Genomic DNA, 20329 nt, shown 5'->3' with positions numbered 1-20329 from the left:
TTAGATATGAAAGCTATTTGGAATAACACGATAATCGCAGAAAGTAAGGATACAAAAGTGGTAGAAAACAACCATTATTTCCCAAAAGAATCCATAAAGTCTGAATATTTTAAACCAAGTGACACCACTTCCAGATGTCCTTGGAAAGGAGAAGCATCCTATTATACTGTAGAAGTTGATGGAAAAATTAATAAGGACTCCGCATGGTACTATCCGCAAACCAGTCACGCTGCCAAGCCAATTGAAAATTATGTGGCTTTTTGGAAAGAAATCAAGGTAACAGAATAGTTACTTTTTGTAATATTCTTTCAAGGTTTTTACCAAAAGATCGATTTCTTCTTCGGTATTGAAGTAATGAAAACTTACCCGCACTCCGGGATTTTTTAAAGAGCAAATAATATTTTTACTGTTTAGAAATTTTAGGAGTTCAGCGTCGCCTCCAATATTAAAAATGGAAGAATGCTGAACTCTTTTTACCACCATATCCTCAAGTAATCCTAGTTTTTCTAATTCCTCTTTTGCCTTTTTAGATAAAAGTTTAATTCGTTCTTCAATAAGATCAATCCCAACCGAATCTATAAATTTTATGGCAGCCATGACACTTCCAAAATTCAAGGTGTCTTGGTGTCCCGGTTCAAATTTGCCAAGAAAATTTCCTTCGTGAGCTTTATATTTTCCTTGTAAGGAATTGAAACCATAACTTCTTGGATCTATCTTTTTTGGCACATCCTCTTTAAATAGCATGATTGCATTTCCATAACCTGCATTCATCCACTTATAGCCACTTGCGATTACAACATCTAATTTAGAAGTATCGAAATCGAACTTTTCGGTGCCTATAAACTGAGTTCCATCGGCTACAAAAAGTGTTTCAGGAAATTTTTCTTTCATCTCTTTTAGAAAAGGAATACTAAGCTTTATCCCATTTTCATGTTGAATAATACTAAAGCAGAAAAGATCTGGTTTGTCTAGTTTTAAAGCTTCTTCAATATTGCGTTCTGAGTTTTCATCAATTTGTGCGTAACAAACCTTGAAGTCCCTTGAGTTTACCGCCCAGTTAATAGACGGATAATCCTCCTTTAATAAAAGAATTTTACTGGATTTGTCTACACCTTCCAAAAGTGTATTGAATCCGCTAGAGAAGTTGTGGACCAAGCCTACTCGGTTAGGAGAACAATTAAAAAACTTTCCCACTGTTTCCCGTACTTCTTCTAAGATTTTTCCTTGCTGATCTCTAAATATACTTCCGGAAATAAGAAAATCAAGATCTTGATCTTGGCGATATTCAAACACTTTTTCAGATAATAATCCGCAGGAAGCATTGTTTAAATAGGTGTATTGGCGTAGGACAGGAAAGGCTTTTCTTAAATTCTTCATAAGCGTTTTAACAATAGACCAAAAAATCTGTAAATTTGGTAGACACTAAAGTACCTTTTATTATGTTTTCTAAAAAGAAAAATACTTCTAAACTAGATGCAGATCAGCGGCAGTTATATGAAAATGCTCGCGCAAGAGCACTTCAGAAAAAAAAGATTGTTTCAGCATTTTGTGATCTTTCTAGTAGGTGCTGTATTATTGATCGTTCTAAATGTGGTAATTGGCTACCAAGAGGATTTTATGCCTTTAGGATACAATTGGTTTGTTTGGGCAATTTTAGCTTGGTCTTTTTTTCTTCTTTATACATGTAATTAACGTATGGGTTACCAGCAGTTTTATGGGGAAGGAATGGGAACAAAAGCAATTAGAAAAATTAGTTGCAAGACAAAAGGAGCGGATTGCAGAACTTCAGCAAAAGGTAGATCGCGATTATCCGCTACCTAAAGATTTAGAAAACAATATTGTTATAGATAAAACTGAGCCGAGAATTATAGATCCAAATACACCAGATAAAAACTACTAAAGTTATGCTCACAATTATTGCAGCGGCCGGAGAGAATAATGAACTTGGAAAGGATAGTGGTTTGGTATGGCATCTGCCCGATGATTTTAGAAGATTCAAAAGGCTTACAACAGGGCATCATATAATTATGGGTCGAAAGACTTTCGATACCTTTCCGCAGCCGTTACCAGATAGGACTCATGTGGTAATTACTAGAAAGGATAACTTTAAAAAAGAGGGAATTGTAACGGTGCACTCTTTGGAGCGGGCTATAGATTTTAGCAAGGGAGATCCGCAGCCCTTTATTATTGGTGGTGGCGAAATATATAAGTTGGCGATGGATATTGCTGATAAAATTGAACTCACTCGAGTTCATGGTACATTTGAAGCAGATACCTTCTTTCCTGAAATCGACGAAAAGATGTGGGTTTTAGAAAAGGAAGAGTTTCATGAAAAGGACGAAAAACATAAATATTCTTTTACCTACCTTACCTACATTCGAAAATAATAATCTGTTATTTTGATTCTTATAAATTTTCACAATTCTTAACACACAATCATTTAGAATTGGCTATTCCTTAGCGCAAAAGCTCTTGTTTGCATAGTATCTTGCAAAGAAAAATAATTATGAGCACAGAAAACTTAGATAAAAAAGAGTCCTTAAAGAAATTGAGAGAATTGGTAAATGATATCGATTTTTGCATGATGCTAACCGATTTAAATTCACAACCAATTAGTGCGATTCCAATGTCGACTAAGAAAGTGGATGAGTCGGGAAATATTTGGTTTTTGAGCGGAAAAGACAGTGAGCACAATTCCAATATTGCTAAAGATTCAAAAACACAACTTTTATATAGTGATAAATCCGATATGGAATTTATCAGCATTTATGGATCGGCTACTATTCACACAGATAAAGATACCATTCATGAGCTATACAGTAAGTCTGATGATGCATGGTTTGACGATAAGAACGACCCAAACATCACAGCCATCAAATTTGCACCTAGTGAAGCTTACTACTGGGATACAAAACAAAATAAATATATCGCTTTATTAAAGATGGGTATTGCAACCATTACAGGAGATAAGGCCGATGTTGGCGAAAAAGGAAAATTAAACCTATAAAGCAAGATTTTATTAATAAGAAGGCCTCTAACATATAAGTTATGAGGTCTTTTTTTTTATTTCTATTTTAGCCCAACTAAAATGAAATTATGAAAGCATATATATTTCCCGGTCAGGGAGCACAGTTTACTGGAATGGGTCTAGATCTTTATGAAAAGCACCCCGAAGCACAGGAGTTATTTGAAAGAGCTAACAAAATATTGGATTTTTCTATTACAGATGTAATGTTTCAAGGATCTGCTGAAGATCTCAAGCAAACCAAGGTTACGCAGCCCGCAATATTCTTGCATTCTGTGATTATGAGTAAAATGATGGGAGAATCCTTTAAGCCAGATATGGTTGCCGGGCATTCGTTAGGAGAAATTTCTGCATTGGTCGCAAATAAAACATTAGAGTTGGAAGCTGCATTAAAATTAGTATATAAACGCGCTCTAGCTATGCAAGAGGCCTGTGAATTAGAGCCTTCTACTATGGCAGCTGTATTGGGAATGGAAGATGAATTAGTGGAAGCAATATGTGCTGAGGTTGAAGGAACCGTAGTTGCTGCAAATTATAATTGTCCTGGGCAATTGGTGATCTCGGGTGATCTAGTTGCTGTGGAAAAAGCATGTGAAGTTTTAAAAGAAAGGGGTGCAAAGCGTGCATTAATGCTTCCTGTTGGAGGAGCTTTTCATTCACCATTGATGGAGCCGGCGAGAAAACAATTAGCTGAAGCAATTGAGGCAACTACCTTTAATACTCCCATTTGTCCAATTTATCAGAATGTAAGTACGTTTGCCGTGACAGATCCCGAGGAAATCAAGAAGAATTTGGTGTTTCAATTAACAGCACCCGTTAAATGGACACATTCGGTTAAAAATATGATCGCCGATGGTGCAACAGAATTTATTGAAGTTGGTCCAGGAAAAGTATTGCAAGGACTTGTAAAAAAAAATAGATAGAAATGCAGAAGTGAGTTCTGCGGAAATATAATAAATTCGAAATAATTATTTAAAATCAGTAGGTAGCTTTATGCCATTTTAATCAATTGATTTATTGATTTTCAAAAAGTTGAAATATTTCGTTTTGTCTGTTCGAGCGCAGTCGAGAACTTTTTAGCATAAAGAGGAGGTTTTGACTTTAGCTTGTGTCGAGCGAAGTCGAAATACTCAATCTCACATCAGTACTACAAATTATATTTTTTAAAGACATAGCATTAACTTTTCTAATTATACAATAACAAAAAGCCCAGATCTAAAATCTGGGCTTTTTGTTATCCTAAAAATTAAGTTCCTTAATTTTTATAAACTTTTCCTTCTTTCATCACAAATTTCACGTCTTCCAATGTTTTTATATTTTGGGTTGGATCTTCTTTTACGGCAATAATATCTGCATAAAATCCTGCGGCTAGTTGCCCGGATTCTGTCTCCATATTTAAAATTTTTGCTGGAGTAATTGTTGCGCTCTGGATTGCTGCCATAGCTGGCATTCCTGCTTCAACCATAAACCCGAATTCTTTACCGTTCTCTCCATGAGGATAAACACCTGCGTCTGTACCAAATGCGATTCCTACACCTCTTTTGTATGCTTTGCTAAAAGTGTTTTGGATTTTTGGACCTATCTCCAAAGCTTTAGGCACAATGATCTCTGGGTAATAATCTTTAATTTTTGCCTTTTCCGTCACTTCCTTTCCCGCAGTAATAGTGGGAACTAAATAGGCATCATATTCTTTCATGATGTCCATCGTTTGCTCGCTCATTAAAGTTCCGTGCTCAATCGTCTTCACACCACCTTTCACAGCGCGTTGCATTCCTTCGTCCCCATGAGCATGCGCTGCAACATGAAACCCGTAATCTTTGGCTGTTGTTGTAATGGCTTTTATTTCTTCAATAGAAAATTGAGGGTTAGAACTCGACTTTGCTACACTTAAAACACCACCTGTAGCAGTAATCTTAATAAGATCGGCTCCATTCTTATAACGTTGTCTTACCGCTTTCTTTGCATCTTCAGGTCCATTAATAACGCCTTCCTTTGGTCCCGGATCTCCAACTAGCATATGATTGTATCCATTTGTAGGATCGGCATGTCCACCTGTGGTAGCTAAAGATTTTCCCGCGGTAAAAATTCTTGGGCCAACCACTTTACCGTCCTTAGTGGCATTTCGTAACGCGATATTTACACCGCTTCCTCCAAGATCTCTTACGGTTGTAAAACCTGCCATGAGTGTAACCTTTGCAAAACTCAAGGAATTAAATGCAATATCTGCTTCATTCAATGTAAATGGTTCTAAATAGGAACTTGGATTAGACTCTCCTTCTAAATGTACATGCATATCTGTTAAGCCAGGTAAAACAGTCATTTCGCGAAGATCTATTAAACTATCAATTTCGTTTTTTGGCTGAATATATCCATCCTCTATACTTTTAATTCTTTCTCCGGAAACAATAATAGTTTTCTCAGTTAGAATTTTTCCGTTTTTAGTGTCTACAATTTTCCCGCTTTGGATATAAATATCCTGAGCATTTACTGTTGAAGCGAGTGCGATTCCGCAGATAATAGTTAATAGTTTTTTCATAGAGTGGTATTAATTATTTACAAATTCAATAATCGTGGTTGCGATATGATCTATTTGATCATTATCCAACTCGGTATGCATAGGTAAAGAGATTACTTCTTTAACCAACTGATTGGTAATTGGAAAATCTGCTTCATTATATCTTGAGTCTTTGTATGCTTTCTGGTTATGCAACGGAATTGGATAATAAACACCACACGGAATATTTTGTTCATTTAGGTGTTTCACCAAAGCATCCCTTTTTCCATTGGTGATCTTTAGGGTGTATTGATGAAATACATGGGTATCGCAATCTCCAGATCTTACAGGAATTTTTATATGCTCTTGTTCTTTTAAGGCTCCATCATATCTAAACGCAGCCGCTTTTCTCGCTTCATTATATAGGTCCAGTTTAGGCAATTTCGCACGAAGAACAGCCGCCTGAAAACTATCCAATCTGGAATTCACTCCTACCACATCATGATGATAGCGCTCATACATTCCATGATTTACGACACCTCTCAAGGTATGCGCCAGGTCATCATCATTAGTGAAAATAGCTCCACCATCTCCATAGCAGCCTAAATTTTTGGACGGAAAAAATGAGGTAGAACCAACATGTCCAATGGTTCCCGTTTTAATAGTTTTTCCTTCTTTAGAATGGAAATCGGCACCGATAGCTTGTGCATTGTCTTCAATTACATATAAGTCATGTGCCTTTGCGATTTCCATAATTGCATTCATATCGGCGGTTTGACCAAAAAGATGTACCGGTACAATGGCTTTTGTTTTTGCAGTAATCGCTTTTTTAATCGCTTCTGGGTCTATATTAAAGGTTTCTGGATCTACATCTACCAACACCGGTGTTAATTGCAATAATGCTATAACTTCTACAGTAGCAGCAAATGTGAAATCTGCTGTAATCACTTCATCCCCTGGCTTCAAACCTAAACCCATCATTGCTATTTGAAGGGCATCTGTTCCATTTGCACATGGAATAACGTGCTTCACGCCTAGATACGCTTCTAATTCTTTTTGGAAATTTTGAACTTCCGGTCCGTTTATAAAAGCGGAAGTATTCATTATTTCTTGTAGAGAATCGTTGATTTGGTCTTTTATTGAGTCGTATTGACCTTGGAGGTCAACCATTTGTATCTTTTTCATGTATTTTTTCTTGTAGAGCAACGAAAATACAAAATATCGCCCCTATCACCAATGCTATTTTTAGGAAAGAGGTATTTTAGCAATTAAATAAGAAACGCTTGCAAACACTTTATAATATATTGATCCGGGTAGCTGAAAAACTACTGCCTGTGACAAAATTTTTTAGCCCTAAAATGAAATTGTTTATAGAGGGAAGAAAAATCAGCTTTTCGATTTTAAGGAAATCGATTCAAAAACAGGATAAGGTTATATGGTTTCATACGGCATCACTTGGCGAATATGAACAGGGAGTGCCGGTTATGGAAAAAGTCAAAAAAATGTACCCAAACCATAAGATTGTAATTAGTTTCTATTCTCCTTCCGGGTATGAAGTTAAAAAGAACTCAGCCTTAGCAGATGCTGTAATTTATCTCCCTTTGGATACTAATAAAAATGTAAAAACGTTGCTAGATCTGCTTCATCCTGAGTTAGCCATTTTTATAAAATATGAGTTCTGGCCGAATGTACTGAATGAACTACATCGAAGAGATATTTATACGATATTAGTCTCTGGAAGTTTTAGAGAAGATCAACTTTTTTTTAAGATGAAAAATCACTGGTTTAAAAAACCTTTGGAGGCTTTTAAGCATTTTTTTGTTCAGAATGAAAATTCTAAAATACTGCTGAATTCCATAGGTTTTCATAATGTAACCCTAAGTGGAGATACAAGATTCGATCGAGTTGCAAATCAGCTCCGGCAGGATAATTCTTTGAAATTTATCGAAGAATTTATTGATAACAAATTATGCATTGTTGCAGGAAGTACTTGGCCGGATGACGAATCGCTTTTAATGGAATTTATAGCGCAAAACGACTTGGATGTAAAAATCATAATTGCTCCACATACTATAGATAGAGATCGTATAAGGGCGTTTCAAAAAAACATATCGATTCCATCTGTACTTTTTTCAGAAAAGGATGGAAAGCAATTATCAGAATTTAAAGTGCTCATTGTAGATACCATAGGCTTGTTGACCAAGATTTATAGTTATGCAGATATTGCTTATGTGGGTGGGGCAGTTGGAAATACAGGACTTCACAATATTTTAGAACCGGCAACCTTCGGGATTCCTATAATAACGGGGACTAATTTCGATAAATTTCCGGAAGCTATAACATTGAAGGAACTTACAGGTTTGTATGCCGTAAATTCCGGATCGGAACTTATCACTATTCTTAACCAATTATTAGACGATTCAGAATTTAGATCTATGACAGGGGAAATTTCAAGAAAATATATTCAGGAAAATGGTGGAGCTACAGAAATGATAATTGATTACTTGAAAGAAAAGTTTGTTAAAATTCGCTAAAATCATCTAACTTTTTGGAAGTATAGCCTATTTTTTATTAAAATATTCTAAAAATAGAAACGCTACATCTATTTAAATAGTAATTTCGAAGATTAAATTATAATACAATTTATATGAAACGAGTTATTTATTTGACAGCTTTAATTTTAACCGGTGCAACAACACTTATCTCTTGTAGAGATACTCCAGAAAAGGAAACTGTTATAGTTAAAGAAGTAAGAGTTGAAACTGAAAAAGCTGAACCTGTAGAAGAGCGTAAAGGGATTTTAGAACGTACTGCAGAAAAAGTGGATAAAGAGGTGAATAAGGAAATAGATGAAGAGATTGAAAAAATTGGAGACGATAATTAGTTGTCGCCTAATTTTATGGAAATCTTAGGAATTTATCCTTTTTTATATATATTTATAAAGAATTAATGACCAATTACCACACAAACCAATAACTATAAAATTAAACTTATGAGAAAATCAATTTTAGTATTAGCAACAGCATTTACTCTTTCTGCATTTTTCACTTCTTGTAGAGATACAAAAAAAGCAAGTGATGATATGGAAATGAGTGATGATATGGATGACATGGACGACATGGATGATGTAAATGATGACATGGACGATCTTGGAGACGATATTGAAGGAGCAGCAAATGATGCTGGTGATGCAGTTGAAAAAGCAGCTAACAAAACTGGTGATGCTATAGAAAATGCGGCTAACGAAGTAGAGGCTGAGGTTGAAGGAACAGATGATATGTAATTTAACGCTTTAGAGCAACCACAAAATTTTAAATTATGAAAAAAATTGTTTTTTTATTGGCGTTAACCTTTAGCACTAGTATTTTATTTACTTCTTGTAGAGAAAAATCCACAGTAGAAAAGGTAGCTGATGATGTTGAAGATGCGGTAGACTAGCATTAAAGAAATCAAATAGAATATTTAAAATCCATCTCTAACCAAGATGGATTTTTTTAGTGCTTAAAAGTTTTAAACTCGCTCTTTAATTCTTCCATAGATTCTTGTAGCTGTCTTAATAAGCCACTTTCTGAGGTAGCATCTATGCTGAAAGTAAGCTTACTATTTACTTGCCAAAGCTCCTGAATATCATTTATTTTAACTTCTACCGGAGCATATTCTTCATTTATAGAGACAAGAACTACTTTAAAAGGATCGTCTAGCTTTTGGATTTTTTTTCACAAGCACCGAATCATATAAAACAACTACATAGATCTTATTTGCACTTATTTCGCTAATACTAGGAATTCCTTTTCCTAAAACCCATTCCCCCGGGCGTAAATTGGGCATCATACTATCGCCTTCCACTTGAAATCCTCTATAGGAAGCATTGCGATATTCCGGCAGTGGAATGTCGAAGGCCGGTAATTGCTGATACCATTCTACATCTTGAACATTATGTGGGTATCCCGCAGCAGCTTTTTGATTAACAAGAATTATATTTTCTTCTTCACTGCTATTTACGGTAATAACCTTTGGGCTTATATCTCCCTTATTTATTTGCAATTGTTTTTGAGCACTCTCCCCAAATAACCAAAGGGGATTCACTCCAAATTGGCGCAGCAATTCGGCAACCACTTTCCCTGAAAGCTTTGTGCGACCGCGTTCGATATCTGCTGTAGAATTTTTAATGCCTAGCAGTTCTGCAAATTCGCTTTGCGTAAAATTATGATCGTCGCGAATTTCCTTAAATCGCTTTATTTCAAGTGTTACATCTGTACCCATATTCAAATATAATAATTTTCGGAATAAATCCATTTTTATTATGGAATATTTCCTAAGAGATTTTAAGTCATAAAAAAACTCTCTGGAAGTTTCTTTTCAGAGAGTTTTTAAAGTTTCAAATTTTTAATGAAATTATTTTGCCTTTACATTTAATCTCCTTTCGGCAAGATTGTCTAATTTTTGATCGGCATTATATTCTTCATCCAGCGTTTTCTGAAGTTTCTTTGCAATGGATTCATGTCCTAATTCTTTGGCGAATCTTGTGGCAGTTCCATATCCGGAAATCTCATAATGTTCCACGCGTTGAGCTTCAGCAATAAGTCCTGCATCTTTCACCGCCGGATCTGATTTTTCATCGATCATAGATTCCGCCTCCTTTACTAAGCCTTGCATGGCTTTGCATTTTTCTCCGGTTGGCTTAATGGATAGTTCTTCGCAAATTTCTTCCAACCTTTTTTTGTGATTTTTAGTTTCTTCCAAATGACTTTCGAAAGCTTTTTTAAGTTCAGAATCATGAGATGCTTTTACCATTTTTGGCAATGCATCAATCAATTGTTCCTCTGCGCTGTAAAGATCTTTTAACTGATGTTCGAATAACTCTTCTAAATTTTTCATTGTAATATATTTAAATGGTTCGTAGACTAAATTAAATAGTAAAATTCTTATTGTCAGTTAAATACATGATAATTAAATTTTAATTTTAGTGAATAAATTGTTAAGTAATAATTGAGGCATATTAATTATAATCAGCTGTTATTTTTCCAAATTTAATTTCGATTAGAATTCGTGGAAATAATAGATGAGCTCTTAAAGTTTATCTAAAATTAGATACGATCTCAAGACAGGTATTTGAATAATGTTAATTTAGAAGTCTAAAGAATTTAGATTTAAACTAGAGGAATGCTAAGAAGAGTAAAGAAGTTATTAGGATGGCATAAAATTGAAAATGTTTTAATAATTCCCTATAGAAGTTATGGTACAAAAAATCACTTATACCTTCTGGGAAGAGCTTTGGATGATGTTCCCTTGAAAATCGTAGAAGATCAATCTTTCTTAAATACTTTGAAAAACACGTACAAGCAATTTGATAGTTTCGAAATTCCGGAGGCTAAAATCGAGTTGGATATTCCAGATTTGCTTCAGCTTAAAACAGTATCAGATTGTGAAGGATATTTTCTATTTGAAGAAACTACTGAAAAAGATCTTTCTACTGTGGCTAATGAGGAAGGTTGGGTAACTATAAATTTATTATTTCAAGAAAGCGAGGATTCTTCTCCTTCCGAAGAAAGAAAACATTTTCAAGCCGAGGTGCTCATTCCAGAGGATAAAGCAGAATATGGCGTTATTAGCGATATAGACGATACAATATTGCATACCGGAGTTACCTCTTTTTTAAAATGGAGACTTTTAAAGAATTCCCTGCTTACGAATGCTTATAAAAGAATTCCCTTTAAAGGTGCTGCCGATTTCTATCAGAAACTTCATCTGGGAAAAAATGGGGAGAATAAAAACCCGATGTTTTATTTGAGTAATAGTCCGTGGAATATGTACCAATACCTCAAACTATTTTTGGATTATAACAAATTTCCAAAGGGGCCAATTCTGCTTAGGAATTTTCGAACTCCCTTCGACAGATCTATAAAGCCGGAAAAGCCACACAAGCAAAAAGAGATTATCAACATTTTAAAGACATACCCACATTTACGTTTTATCTTAATTGGTGATAGTGGAGAACATGATGCTTCTATTTATACCGAGATCGCTGCACAGTATCCAGATAGAATAATGGCAATTTATTTAAGAAGCGTGAAGCATAAGAAGAGAATGGATCGGGTGCAAAGTATCGTAACTGCTTTTGAAACTACTCCGGTACTTTTAATAGATAATTCTGTTGATGCGGAAGCGCACGCTCGACAAAGTGGCTTTATAAAGTAAAAAGTAAAAACCCACTTCTCAGTGGGTTTTTTTATTGTCAAATGTTATTTCTTATTAATGAGAAGCACTTGCCTGGTGCTCCATAGGGGACTTTCTAGGCATGGTTCTAAAGATTACATCCCATAACGGAGAAGATGCTCCAAAAGCCTTATCTGGTTCTCTATAGTGATGAATAATTAGTTAGTGAAGAATCTATTTTTCACACAACAATAAATAGACTTTTTTTGTTCAAATGATAAAAAAAAGAAACCATACATTTCTCAAGGAAAGTATTTTTTGTTATCAAGTAAGCCTAATTAGGCGTTGCAAAATGATTAACAAAATAAAAGCCCCTTAAATATCGTATGGATACTAAAGGGACTTAAACTGACTCAAAACTTTAAAACTAAATATTTAATCACTTATGGATTTTGATCACTAGGCCCTAAATTAGGGTTAGCGTCAATTTCTGCTTGTGGAATCTTGAAAACCCACGCATTGTTTACAGATGGCTTGTCTTGTTGAAAACCATCTTGATAAAGTGTTTGGGACGCTCCAGAACCTCCATTTGCAGCATGGTCGATAGCTTCATCCCAACGTATTTTATCAGTATATAAAAAGCCTTCTCCATATAATTCTACCCCACGTTGAAACTTGATGTGTTCCATTAGATCTCCTTGTGTAGCAAAAACCGTTGCGTCATATTCGCTATCACGTGCTTCGCCCAACGGACTTAACGCAGCTTGTGCTCCAGCGATGTCATTCATCATAGCCTTTGCTTCAGCTTCTATTAAGTACATTTCAGAAGAACGCATGTAAATGATATCATCAGGATCAATAGACCCAGGATTTTGCTGTCTAAATTTAACATGCATATAAGGATGTGTGTTGTGACCGCTAGTCAAACCATACTCACTCTTAATGCTAGCTACTGCGGCATCAAATTCGGCTCTAGTAGGATATAAAGGATTAGTATTATTGTCAAACCCTCCATTTCCGTTAGCTGCAGAAGTATTTGTATTAGGAGCATTGGCTAAAAATACATCTCGTCTATAATCCGTATCCGGAATTTGCTCATACAACCTCTCGTCAACCAATTTAGGATTATTTCTAACCTGACTCCCATTAAAGGTGTTAGAAATTAAGTAGAAATAAGAACGGAAAAATGTAGTTTCTGTGGTTATTACATTGCTACCCCATATAACTTCAGGAAGCAGGGTAGTGTTAAATCCAGATTTCCAATCGCTTTCATCCATTATTGGATAATCCTGGCGTGCTCGGGCCGCAGCAGTTGCAGCAGTCTCCCAATCTCCTTTAGATAAGGCTATTCTTGCTTTTAGGCCATAAGCTACATCTATGTTTAATTGAGACTTAGCATCTGCACTTCCGGTTGGTCTTGGAGTTGCCTCTTCAAAGAAACTTATTGCAGTATCAATATCCAATTCCATTTGATCATAAATTTCTTGAACCGTTGATCTTGGTGCGCTATTAAAAGGTGCTTCTGAAGCAAATAATAAAGGTACTCCAGGGTCACTAGATGGATTGCCAATTAAATAACCCTTTGCATAATGCTGAATCAAAGAAAGATAAGCATAAACTCTATAGGTATAAGCTTGACCAGCAATTTCATTGAGTCTGCCATCTACAGGTATATCTCCTTCTGCAATTCTATTGATAACAGCATTAGCACTTCCTATGATGTTATAACGGTGATACCATAATAATTCTGGTGTCAGCTCTGTTTCTTGGGTATGTGATGTCCATTGTGTTTCCTCTTGCCAGCCTAAATTATTGGCTCTGGCTGAATGAATTACACCTCCTGCAATATTATCACCAAGTGGAACCCAATAGTGTTCACCTGCCCTCGCTGTATTACCTCCAGGAAAGATCGTTTGAGATTGGGCATACAATCCACGATGCAACCCATTTATTATAAGTGACATGTTTTCTGCAGTAGCCAGTGCATCCCCAGCAGAAATGGCATCTGTTGGTTTTGTTTCCAAAAATTCTTCTGAACATGATGTTATAGTAATAACACCTATTACTAATAATATAAATTTTATTTCTCTTAACATAATTAGTATGTTTTATTGTTTTTTATTAAAATCCTACATTCAAACCTACAGAAATAATTCTCGAAGGATTAAAGTCGTTACCTGCAGGAGTTCCTGCTAGATTAAATTGAGGATTTAATCCTGTTCTCTTACTTTCCAAAAATAGATTTTCTCCAGTTACTGAAACTCTTAAATTATCAAGACCTAATTTTTCGCTAATTGAATTCTCGAAAGCATATCCTAAGTTAACATTTTTAAGTGTCCAAAAGGAAGCGTCAGTTAAAAATCTTGAAGATTGTGTTCTAACCAAGTCTGAGTTTCCATTTTCCAGTCTCGGGACATCGGTTATGTCACCTGGCTGGCGCCACGCATTAAGAATATCTGGATGTAAAGAACTTCCGTAATTCCCACTATGCATCATAGCTGAATATCCATTATCCAAGAACGATCCACCAATTCCATAGTTTATTAAAAAACTCAGTGAAATTCCTTTATAACTAATCGTGTTTGCTATAGATCCTAAAAGATCTGGTATGGAACTATCTCCAGTATATGCTCTTTCAGTATCTTGCCAGTCATTGGTGGTCTGTTGAACACCGTTTTCATCTAATACTGGAACACTTTCACCATTTTCATCAATTTCATAACTAAAAAACAATTGGTCTCCAGTTTCAGGATCTACCCCAGCTGTATTTAGTAAATAGAAATCGAATATTGAGCGTCCTTCTGCCAATCGTTTTGATCCATTGATAAAGGGATCTGGTAAACTTGTGATTTCATTTTTAAAAGTGGAGGCTTGTAAAGTTAGATCCCACTTAAAATCATTTTTATTTATCAGATGGGATGTCAAAGCAACCTCAAAACCAGAATTATACAAATCTCCAATATTCGTAGGAACTGTATTAAGACCATTACTCAAAGCAATAGGCAGATCATAGAGTAAATCGGTAGAACTTTTCTTATAATATTCTACTGTTCCGTCTAAAAAGTTATTGAACAATGTAAATTCTAAGGCTACATCAAAGCTTTCTATAGTCTCCCACTGTAGATCTGTATTACCTATATCTGTATTAATTATTGCTGGGTTACCGGCATTAGAGGTTATAGAGTATCTAGCCTGTGATAAAAAGAAATCTCCCAAATCATCATTTCCTACTTCACCATATGAAGCTCTTATTTTTAATCGATCAATAAAAGAAATATCATCCATAAAGTCTTCCTGATCTATTCTCCAAGAAGCTCCTACAGAGTAGAAAGTACCCCATCTTGAATCTCTACTGAATACTGAAGATGCATCTCTTCTAACAGAACCACTTATGTAATATTTATTATCGAAATTATAGTTTGTTCTTAAAAAATATCCTTCAATAGTTTTTTTTGTGGTAGAACCTCCTAAACTAACAGGGGTTGCAAAGTTGTCAAATTCAAAGATTCCTTCAGCAACTTGAATAATTGCTAAACCATTATTACTGGAGAAAGTCCTATCGAAACTTTCATGACCCGCTGTAATATCAAAATTATGGATATCATTAAAACTCTTATTATATGTTAAAAGTTGATTGAAATTTTCTACCTGCCTTCTAAACCTCGTCTCACCATATCTTCCAGTTGGTTGGGCATCTCCAATAATGTTGTTTTCATATTCTTTCTCAAGCCCTTCATTAATATCTCTACCATAATTTAAGCGAACATTAAGCCCTTCTAATAATTCAATCTCAGTAAAAAACCTAAAACCGTATGTATTATCCCTATCACGTTCATCATTTAACAGAAGTTCTTGTAGTGCATGACGTCCCTGACTTATAGGTCTTGATCCGATATTAAAATCGGGAAAACCTTCCCCATTATCAAATACAGGATTTCCAGCGACATCACGAACGATATTTCCTTGCAAATCATTTACATATACAGGATAGATTGAACCTATATTTTTAGCAAAACCGAAAGGGTTAACAATACTACCTGTTCCTGCGGAACTAGGCCCCACAGCTTCAGAAATAGAAATATTAGCACTACCTCCAATTGTAATTCGGTCGTTTGCATCAAATTCTGCGCTTAGACGTGATGTTAATCGATCAAAAGATGACGAAACTACATAGCCCTCTTCATCTAAATAAGAAGCAGAGAAAAATACGGTATGATCCTCACCTCCGCCAGAAACATTTACGTTATAATTCTGTCTTACACCAGTTTTTTGCAAAACATCGTACCAATCTAATGATTGATAGATCACATTTGCATTTGGATTTAGTTGTCCATCCGTTCCAACTATTTGATCATTAGGCACATCAAATGGATTATAACCTAAGCTATTATATATATTTGCAGAAGCAAATGCAGGGTCTCCACCACCAGCACTTGAATTTTTTAAAGCTTCCCACATAACTTCATAATATTCGCCTGGAGAAACCTCATCGTAAGGTGAAATAGCTTGGGATACCAAACCGGTTTGAGTTGAAGCACTTACTTTTATTCCTCCTCTTCTACTACCACTCTTAGTTGTAATAAGAACAACCCCATTAGCCGCTCTGGAACCATATAATGATGTTGAAGCTGCATCTTTAAGAATTGTAAAGGATTTAATGTCCTCTTGAGCAATCGTATTTAAAGCTCCTTCATATTGAATACCGTCCACAATAAATAATGGATCTGTAGACCCATTGATCGTACCAACACCACGTATTACTATATTTGGTGACGACCCAGGTTGTCCTGATGCCGAAGTAAATTGAACACCCGTTGCCCTTCCTTCTATTGCTGCAATAGGAGATGTAACGTTCCTTGTAGCTATATCTTCAGCACCTATAACACTGGCAGAACCTGTGAACGCTTCTTTGGTAGATGTTCCATAGGCAGTTACTATTACTTCTTCTAATGCTTCAGCATCTTTGTCCATTTGGACGTCAATCGTACTGGAAGCTCCCACAGTTCTTTCTGCAGGTGTTTGTCCTAAAAAGGTGAATCTTAATTTTTGACCGACGTTAGCAATTAAGCTATAATTTCCATCAAAATCAGTCTGTGTTCCACGTTGAGTTCCAATAACTTCAATGGAAACACCAGGTAACGGGAGACCGTCTTGGTCTGTTACATTACCCGAAATAGTCTTCTCCTGTCCATAGGAGAAACTCATAAATAGCAGAAAAAAAGGGATAAATACCCAAGGTAGTTTTGATATCATGTAATCTTGTTTAAGGGTTATACATGCGCTAAGATTACATATTTTTATAATATTATCTAAATTTTAACCTTTTATTTGTTAACATTAACAAAAAAAGTCTTTTGACACGGTAGTAATTATGAAAATTTATGTTCTGTGATAATATTTTATTCGCCACAGAAAAATTAATTTTGACAATAAAAAAAACCCACTGAGAAGTGGGTTTTTTTTATTGTCAAATATTACTTTTTATTAATGAGAAGCACTTGTCTGCTGCTCCATAGGGGACTTTCTAGGCATGGTTCTAAAGATTACATCCCATAACGGAGAAGATACTCCAAAAGCCTTGTCTGGTTCTCTATAGTGATGAATACTATGGTGATGCCATAGTATTTTCAAAAAATTATTAGGAACCTTAAATGCGTGGACAGAGTAATGAACTCCTAAATATGCGGTATACCCCATAAGGAAACCTGCAAGAAACCCAAAGGCGTAGTCTCCCATCACACTTCGATAAATCACAAAAAATATAGTAGCAAGGATTAAACTTAATACCGGTGGCATTGCTAACCTATCTTTATCCTTTGGAAAATCGTGATGTACCCCATGCATGGTGTATACAAATTTTTCTCTTTTAGGATTGGTAACAGGTAAGTGATACAAATACCTGTGCATTAAATATTCTATAAATGTAAAGAAGAACAATCCACCTAAGAAGAGCAAGATCATACTCGGTACTTCAAAGCCTTTTTCTACGATCCCAAAATAAATTAGAATTGCGGAGATCACAGTAAAAATTATTAAAGGTGCAGCAATATGGGTGTGCGTAAGCTTTTCTAAAATCGGATTTTTAAAAAGTTTGGCAGAGCCTTGTGTTTTGGTCTTTTGTGCTTAGTAGCCTCCATGGTCGTTAAAATTTAAAATAATCCGTGCAATTGAGCATCTATCTTGCTAATGATATCTCCCAAATCCTCCGGATTGTCTACAAAATTTATATTATCTACATCTATAACGAGCAAGTTTCCTTTATCATATGTATGGACCCAAGCTTCGTAGCGTTCATTCAGTCTGCTAAGATAATCAATAGATATAGAATTTTCGTAATCTCTCCCACGTTTATGTATCTGGGAAACTAAATTTGGAATGCTACTTCTTAAATATATTAGAAGGTCTGGACCGGCTACAACACTTTCCATAAGATCGAACAGCGATCTGTAATTTTCAAAATCTCTATTCGTCATTAAACCCATCGCATGAAGGTTGGGAGCAAAGATATGAGCGTCTTCGTAAATGGTTCTATCTTGAATAATTTTTTTGCCACTTTCTCTTATCTGTAAGATTTGTCTGAACCTACTATTCAGAAAATATATTTGAAGATTAAAAGACCAGCGTTCCATTTTATTATAAAAATCCTCGAGATAAGGATTTTCAAGAACATCTTCGTATTGTGGTTCCCATTTATAATGTTTTGCTAATAATTTTGTGAGGGTGGTTTTACCAGACCCTATATTTCCCGCAATGGCTACATGCATACTTAACTCTTTATAACTGGTTATTTTTTGAGGACGATGAAAGTAATTCAAAGTCGATAAAGATACAAGTTTTAGGCTAAAAATAGCCGATTCGAATAATTTGACCTAAGCATTATTTTTTTGGTCATTCCTTCAAACTTAATTAACATTATAGGTTAAAGATTTATAAAGTTGAAGCAATCAAAGAGAGAGTTATATATATTAATTGAAAATTCATAATAGTCATGATTAAATTGATAACGTTTTTTAGTTTTTTGTTCATTTTAAACTCCTGTAATAATGACGATCCTGGAGATGTTGTTCTTTCTTCTGAAGAAATTGATGTAACGGGTACAAAGTATGCCGAAAGCAAAAATAATTTTGCCAATACTTATACTGTTTTTATAGATTCTCTAAATGCTAATGATGGGATTACCATAGTTGCTGAAGTAGATCATGCTGCAAATGCAAGATCTGTAGGGAGAGTTCTTAACCCAACCAAAATTGTATTTTTCGGGAATCCGGCTTTAGGAACACCATTGATGCAAAAGAATCAGTTAGCTGGTTTGGATCTCCCTCAAAAAGTATTGTTTTTTCAAAATACATCAAACACGGTATATGCACTTTACAATAGTGTTCCCTATTTAGAATCCAGACATTCTCTTCAAGGAGTAAGTACTTTGCCACAAATTTCTGCAGCGTTGGAAAATTTAACTAAATCCGCTACTTCTTCAGAAATTAAAAGAGCTACAGATCTAACGGCAGAATTAGAAGAAGGTGTTGTTACTGTGAAAAGTACTCAAGATTTTGGATCAACTTACAATAGCCTGCAAAATGCAATAACTTCAAATGAAAACTTGACAATTGTGGCCCAATTAGATCATCAGGCAAATGCAGCTAGCATTGGTTTGGAATTAAGACCTACGAAAATCATCATATTTGGAAACCCGGACCTTGGTTCTCCGTTGATGCAAAGTATGCAGAGCATTGGTTTGGATCTTCCTCAAAAAATGTTGGTGTGGGAGACTGAAGACGGCTCAGTAAACATATCTTATAATGATCCTTCCTATCTTGCTGCAAGACATCAAATTGAAGGAAATGAGGATGTTTTAGCCCAAATTTCAACTGCCTTGAATAATCTTGCTAATACTGCTGCCGGATTATAATAGAATTAATGAAACCAATTGTAAATTTCCGATTTTAGATAGCACTCATCACAATTAGAAAACATCCACAGGCAGTCTATAAAATCTGTGATCATGTGGAAAAATAATCCAATAAAGATCAGTTTTAGAACTCTATTTTTTAGCAGGAAGGTCCCGACAAAATAAATTAATATAGCTATTTCTGAATGTAACGGGTGATAACCAATTCCACATCTGCTAGGATCAAAAAGTGGATTAGCAAAAATATGATCTATATCCACAAACATGGTAAGTGCCAAAATAAGCCAATAGCGTTTCCATTTCTCTTTATCGTACCAATAAGCAATACCGCCTATGGCTAGATAGTGTAAGGAATAATGAACAATGGATTGTATTATCAATTAAAGACTGCTCTTATTTATTAATCAGGTTTATAATCACTTTCATCATCTGATCTCAGCAATTTATAAAGCTTTCTATTTAAATGAATATATCTATAAACTCCAATACTTATAAAAATCACACATATTATTAAGGATAAATATCCTAACCATTGTACGTGCTCATATTCTTTAATTTGCAATATTGCTAGCCCACCAATAAAGAGATATAGAGACGATCGAATATAAGAAAGCAACGTTCGCTCGTTTGCTAATTTAGTTCGTTCCAATGCCAAGTGCTCCCGAATGAATTTCTCATCGATCATTCGGGTTTTAAAAGGATTGTAAAGTTTTACTCTTCTCATAATAGATAAATTAGGGCCTAA

Annotated in this window: 20 protein-coding genes and 2 pseudogenes; 11 read left to right on the top strand and 11 right to left on the bottom strand. The window is 35.2% G+C overall.

Going from position 1 to position 20329, the window contains the following annotated elements:
* The first annotated feature begins 6 nt into the window (after positions 1–6).
* Positions 7–288 (top strand): DUF427 domain-containing protein, encoded by a 282-nt coding sequence (locus tag ON07_RS05945; protein ID WP_010228984.1) that lies wholly within the window; start codon positions 7–9, stop codon positions 286–288.
* On the opposite strand, the gene ON07_RS05940 is transcribed toward ON07_RS05945, so the two are convergent.
* Positions 289–1377, bottom strand: a complete 1089-nt coding sequence (locus tag ON07_RS05940) for an aminotransferase class V-fold PLP-dependent enzyme (RefSeq protein ID WP_010228982.1) — start codon at positions 1375–1377, stop codon at positions 289–291.
* Positions 1378–1473: 96 nt separating this feature from the next.
* Here ON07_RS05940 and ON07_RS17720 point away from each other — a divergent pair, with 96 nt between their 5' ends.
* The 5 genes and pseudogenes from ON07_RS17720 to fabD all read left to right on the top strand — a co-directional run bounded on the left by ON07_RS17720 (position 1474) and on the right by fabD (position 3979).
* Positions 1474–1692: a 2TM domain-containing protein gene (locus tag ON07_RS17720; RefSeq protein ID WP_316928095.1), complete on the top strand. Its 219-nt coding sequence runs from the start codon at positions 1474–1476 to the stop codon at positions 1690–1692.
* A 22-nt stretch (positions 1693–1714) separates the two neighbouring features.
* Positions 1715–1900 (top strand): hypothetical protein, encoded by a 186-nt coding sequence (locus ON07_RS17715; RefSeq protein ID WP_316928094.1) that lies wholly within the window; start codon positions 1715–1717, stop codon positions 1898–1900.
* Positions 1901–1904: 4 nt separating this feature from the next.
* Positions 1905–2387: a dihydrofolate reductase gene (locus ON07_RS05930; protein WP_010228980.1), complete on the top strand. Its 483-nt coding sequence runs from the start codon at positions 1905–1907 to the stop codon at positions 2385–2387.
* 119 nt (positions 2388–2506) lie between these two features.
* Positions 2507–3007 carry a pyridoxamine 5'-phosphate oxidase family protein gene (locus tag ON07_RS05925; RefSeq protein WP_010228979.1) on the top strand — a complete coding sequence of 167 codons (501 nt, stop codon included), beginning with the start codon at positions 2507–2509 and terminating at the stop codon, positions 3005–3007.
* Positions 3008–3096: 89 nt separating this feature from the next.
* A pseudogene (gene fabD / locus ON07_RS05920) lies at positions 3097–3979 on the top strand (ACP S-malonyltransferase).
* 301 nt (positions 3980–4280) lie between these two features.
* Here the strand turns inward: fabD and ON07_RS05915 are convergent.
* Entirely contained in the window at positions 4281–5561 is a 1281-nt protein-coding gene (locus tag ON07_RS05915) for a metal-dependent hydrolase family protein (protein ID WP_010228977.1), read from the bottom strand.
* 9 nt (positions 5562–5570) lie between these two features.
* Complete coding sequence (locus ON07_RS05910) at positions 5571–6704, bottom strand: DegT/DnrJ/EryC1/StrS family aminotransferase (RefSeq protein ID WP_010228976.1); 1134 nt, start codon at positions 6702–6704, stop codon at positions 5571–5573.
* A gap of 173 nt (positions 6705–6877) precedes the next feature.
* Here ON07_RS05910 and ON07_RS05905 point away from each other — a divergent pair, with 173 nt between their 5' ends.
* The 3 genes from ON07_RS05905 (at position 6878) to ON07_RS05895 (ending at position 8802) form a co-directional block, all read left to right on the top strand.
* On the top strand, positions 6878–8053 hold the full coding sequence (locus tag ON07_RS05905; RefSeq protein ID WP_010228974.1) for a 3-deoxy-D-manno-octulosonic acid transferase: 1176 nt from the start codon (positions 6878–6880) through the stop codon (positions 8051–8053).
* A gap of 113 nt (positions 8054–8166) precedes the next feature.
* Positions 8167–8403: a hypothetical protein gene (locus tag ON07_RS05900; RefSeq protein WP_010228972.1), complete on the top strand. Its 237-nt coding sequence runs from the start codon at positions 8167–8169 to the stop codon at positions 8401–8403.
* Positions 8404–8511: 108 nt separating this feature from the next.
* Entirely contained in the window at positions 8512–8802 is a 291-nt protein-coding gene (locus ON07_RS05895; RefSeq protein ID WP_010228971.1) for a hypothetical protein, read from the top strand.
* A gap of 211 nt (positions 8803–9013) precedes the next feature.
* Here the strand turns inward: ON07_RS05895 and ON07_RS14690 are convergent.
* Together ON07_RS14690 and ON07_RS05885 are read right to left on the bottom strand one after the other, a co-directional pair.
* Positions 9014–9782: pseudogene (locus ON07_RS14690) on the bottom strand (XRE family transcriptional regulator).
* A gap of 132 nt (positions 9783–9914) precedes the next feature.
* A complete protein-coding gene (locus tag ON07_RS05885) occupies positions 9915–10397 on the bottom strand; it encodes a YciE/YciF ferroxidase family protein (protein ID WP_010228968.1) in 483 nt (160 codons plus the stop codon).
* Positions 10398–10682: 285 nt separating this feature from the next.
* Between ON07_RS05885 and ON07_RS05880 the strand changes: the two genes are divergently transcribed.
* On the top strand, positions 10683–11717 hold the full coding sequence (locus ON07_RS05880; protein ID WP_010228967.1) for an App1 family protein: 1035 nt from the start codon (positions 10683–10685) through the stop codon (positions 11715–11717).
* A 401-nt stretch (positions 11718–12118) separates the two neighbouring features.
* Here the strand turns inward: ON07_RS05880 and ON07_RS05875 are convergent, their stop codons facing one another.
* The 4 genes from ON07_RS05875 to ON07_RS05860 all read right to left on the bottom strand — a co-directional run bounded on the left by ON07_RS05875 (position 12119) and on the right by ON07_RS05860 (position 18439).
* On the bottom strand, positions 12119–13771 hold the full coding sequence (locus ON07_RS05875) for a RagB/SusD family nutrient uptake outer membrane protein (RefSeq protein WP_010228966.1): 1653 nt from the start codon (positions 13769–13771) through the stop codon (positions 12119–12121).
* Positions 13772–13796: 25 nt separating this feature from the next.
* Positions 13797–16928, bottom strand: a complete 3132-nt coding sequence (locus ON07_RS05870; RefSeq protein ID WP_010228964.1) for a SusC/RagA family TonB-linked outer membrane protein — start codon at positions 16926–16928, stop codon at positions 13797–13799.
* A 231-nt stretch (positions 16929–17159) separates the two neighbouring features.
* Complete coding sequence (locus tag ON07_RS05865) at positions 17160–17696, bottom strand: sterol desaturase family protein (RefSeq protein WP_010228962.1); 537 nt, start codon at positions 17694–17696, stop codon at positions 17160–17162.
* A gap of 128 nt (positions 17697–17824) precedes the next feature.
* Positions 17825–18439 (bottom strand): deoxynucleoside kinase, encoded by a 615-nt coding sequence (locus ON07_RS05860; RefSeq protein ID WP_010228960.1) that lies wholly within the window; start codon positions 18437–18439, stop codon positions 17825–17827.
* 224 nt (positions 18440–18663) lie between these two features.
* Between ON07_RS05860 and ON07_RS05855 the strand changes: the two genes are divergently transcribed.
* Entirely contained in the window at positions 18664–19584 is a 921-nt protein-coding gene (locus tag ON07_RS05855; RefSeq protein ID WP_010228958.1) for a DUF302 domain-containing protein, read from the top strand.
* Positions 19585–19589: 5 nt separating this feature from the next.
* On the opposite strand, the gene ON07_RS05850 is transcribed toward ON07_RS05855, so the two are convergent.
* Entirely contained in the window at positions 19590–19964 is a 375-nt protein-coding gene (locus ON07_RS05850; RefSeq protein WP_010228956.1) for a DUF6122 family protein, read from the bottom strand.
* A 20-nt stretch (positions 19965–19984) separates the two neighbouring features.
* Entirely contained in the window at positions 19985–20308 is a 324-nt protein-coding gene (locus ON07_RS05845; RefSeq protein ID WP_010228954.1) for a DUF202 domain-containing protein, read from the bottom strand.
* Positions 20309–20329 lie beyond the last annotated feature (21 nt).

This window comes from Gillisia marina (genome assembly GCF_000258765.1).
In the GTDB taxonomy this organism is placed as follows: Bacteria; Bacteroidota; Bacteroidia; order Flavobacteriales; family Flavobacteriaceae; genus Gillisia; species Gillisia marina.
Note: the sequence above shows the minus strand (reverse complement) of the source record. Positions and strands in the feature narration are given on the sequence as shown.

Coding starts and splice junctions, on each gene's coding strand:
- ON07_RS05910 (WP_010228976.1), bottom strand. CDS start 6,704: ATGAAAAAGATACAAATGGTTGACCTCCAAGGTCAATACGACTCAATA.
- ON07_RS05860 (WP_010228960.1), bottom strand. CDS start 18,439: ATGCATGTAGCCATTGCGGGAAATATAGGGTCTGGTAAAACCACCCTC.
- ON07_RS05875 (WP_010228966.1), bottom strand. CDS start 13,771: ATGTTAAGAGAAATAAAATTTATATTATTAGTAATAGGTGTTATTACT.
- ON07_RS05900 (WP_010228972.1), top strand. CDS start 8,167: ATGAAACGAGTTATTTATTTGACAGCTTTAATTTTAACCGGTGCAACA.
- ON07_RS05845 (WP_010228954.1), bottom strand. CDS start 20,308: ATGAGAAGAGTAAAACTTTACAATCCTTTTAAAACCCGAATGATCGAT.
- ON07_RS05915 (WP_010228977.1), bottom strand. CDS start 5,561: ATGAAAAAACTATTAACTATTATCTGCGGAATCGCACTCGCTTCAACA.
- ON07_RS05940 (WP_010228982.1), bottom strand. CDS start 1,377: ATGAAGAATTTAAGAAAAGCCTTTCCTGTCCTACGCCAATACACCTAT.
- ON07_RS05925 (WP_010228979.1), top strand. CDS start 2,507: ATGAGCACAGAAAACTTAGATAAAAAAGAGTCCTTAAAGAAATTGAGA.
- ON07_RS05930 (WP_010228980.1), top strand. CDS start 1,905: ATGCTCACAATTATTGCAGCGGCCGGAGAGAATAATGAACTTGGAAAG.
- ON07_RS05870 (WP_010228964.1), bottom strand. CDS start 16,928: ATGATATCAAAACTACCTTGGGTATTTATCCCTTTTTTTCTGCTATTT.
- ON07_RS05885 (WP_010228968.1), bottom strand. CDS start 10,397: ATGAAAAATTTAGAAGAGTTATTCGAACATCAGTTAAAAGATCTTTAC.
- ON07_RS17720 (WP_316928095.1), top strand. CDS start 1,474: ATGCAGATCAGCGGCAGTTATATGAAAATGCTCGCGCAAGAGCACTTC.
- ON07_RS05905 (WP_010228974.1), top strand. CDS start 6,878: ATGAAATTGTTTATAGAGGGAAGAAAAATCAGCTTTTCGATTTTAAGG.
- ON07_RS05945 (WP_010228984.1), top strand. CDS start 7: ATGAAAGCTATTTGGAATAACACGATAATCGCAGAAAGTAAGGATACA.
- ON07_RS05855 (WP_010228958.1), top strand. CDS start 18,664: ATGATTAAATTGATAACGTTTTTTAGTTTTTTGTTCATTTTAAACTCC.
- ON07_RS05880 (WP_010228967.1), top strand. CDS start 10,683: ATGCTAAGAAGAGTAAAGAAGTTATTAGGATGGCATAAAATTGAAAAT.
- ON07_RS17715 (WP_316928094.1), top strand. CDS start 1,715: ATGGGGAAGGAATGGGAACAAAAGCAATTAGAAAAATTAGTTGCAAGA.
- ON07_RS05895 (WP_010228971.1), top strand. CDS start 8,512: ATGAGAAAATCAATTTTAGTATTAGCAACAGCATTTACTCTTTCTGCA.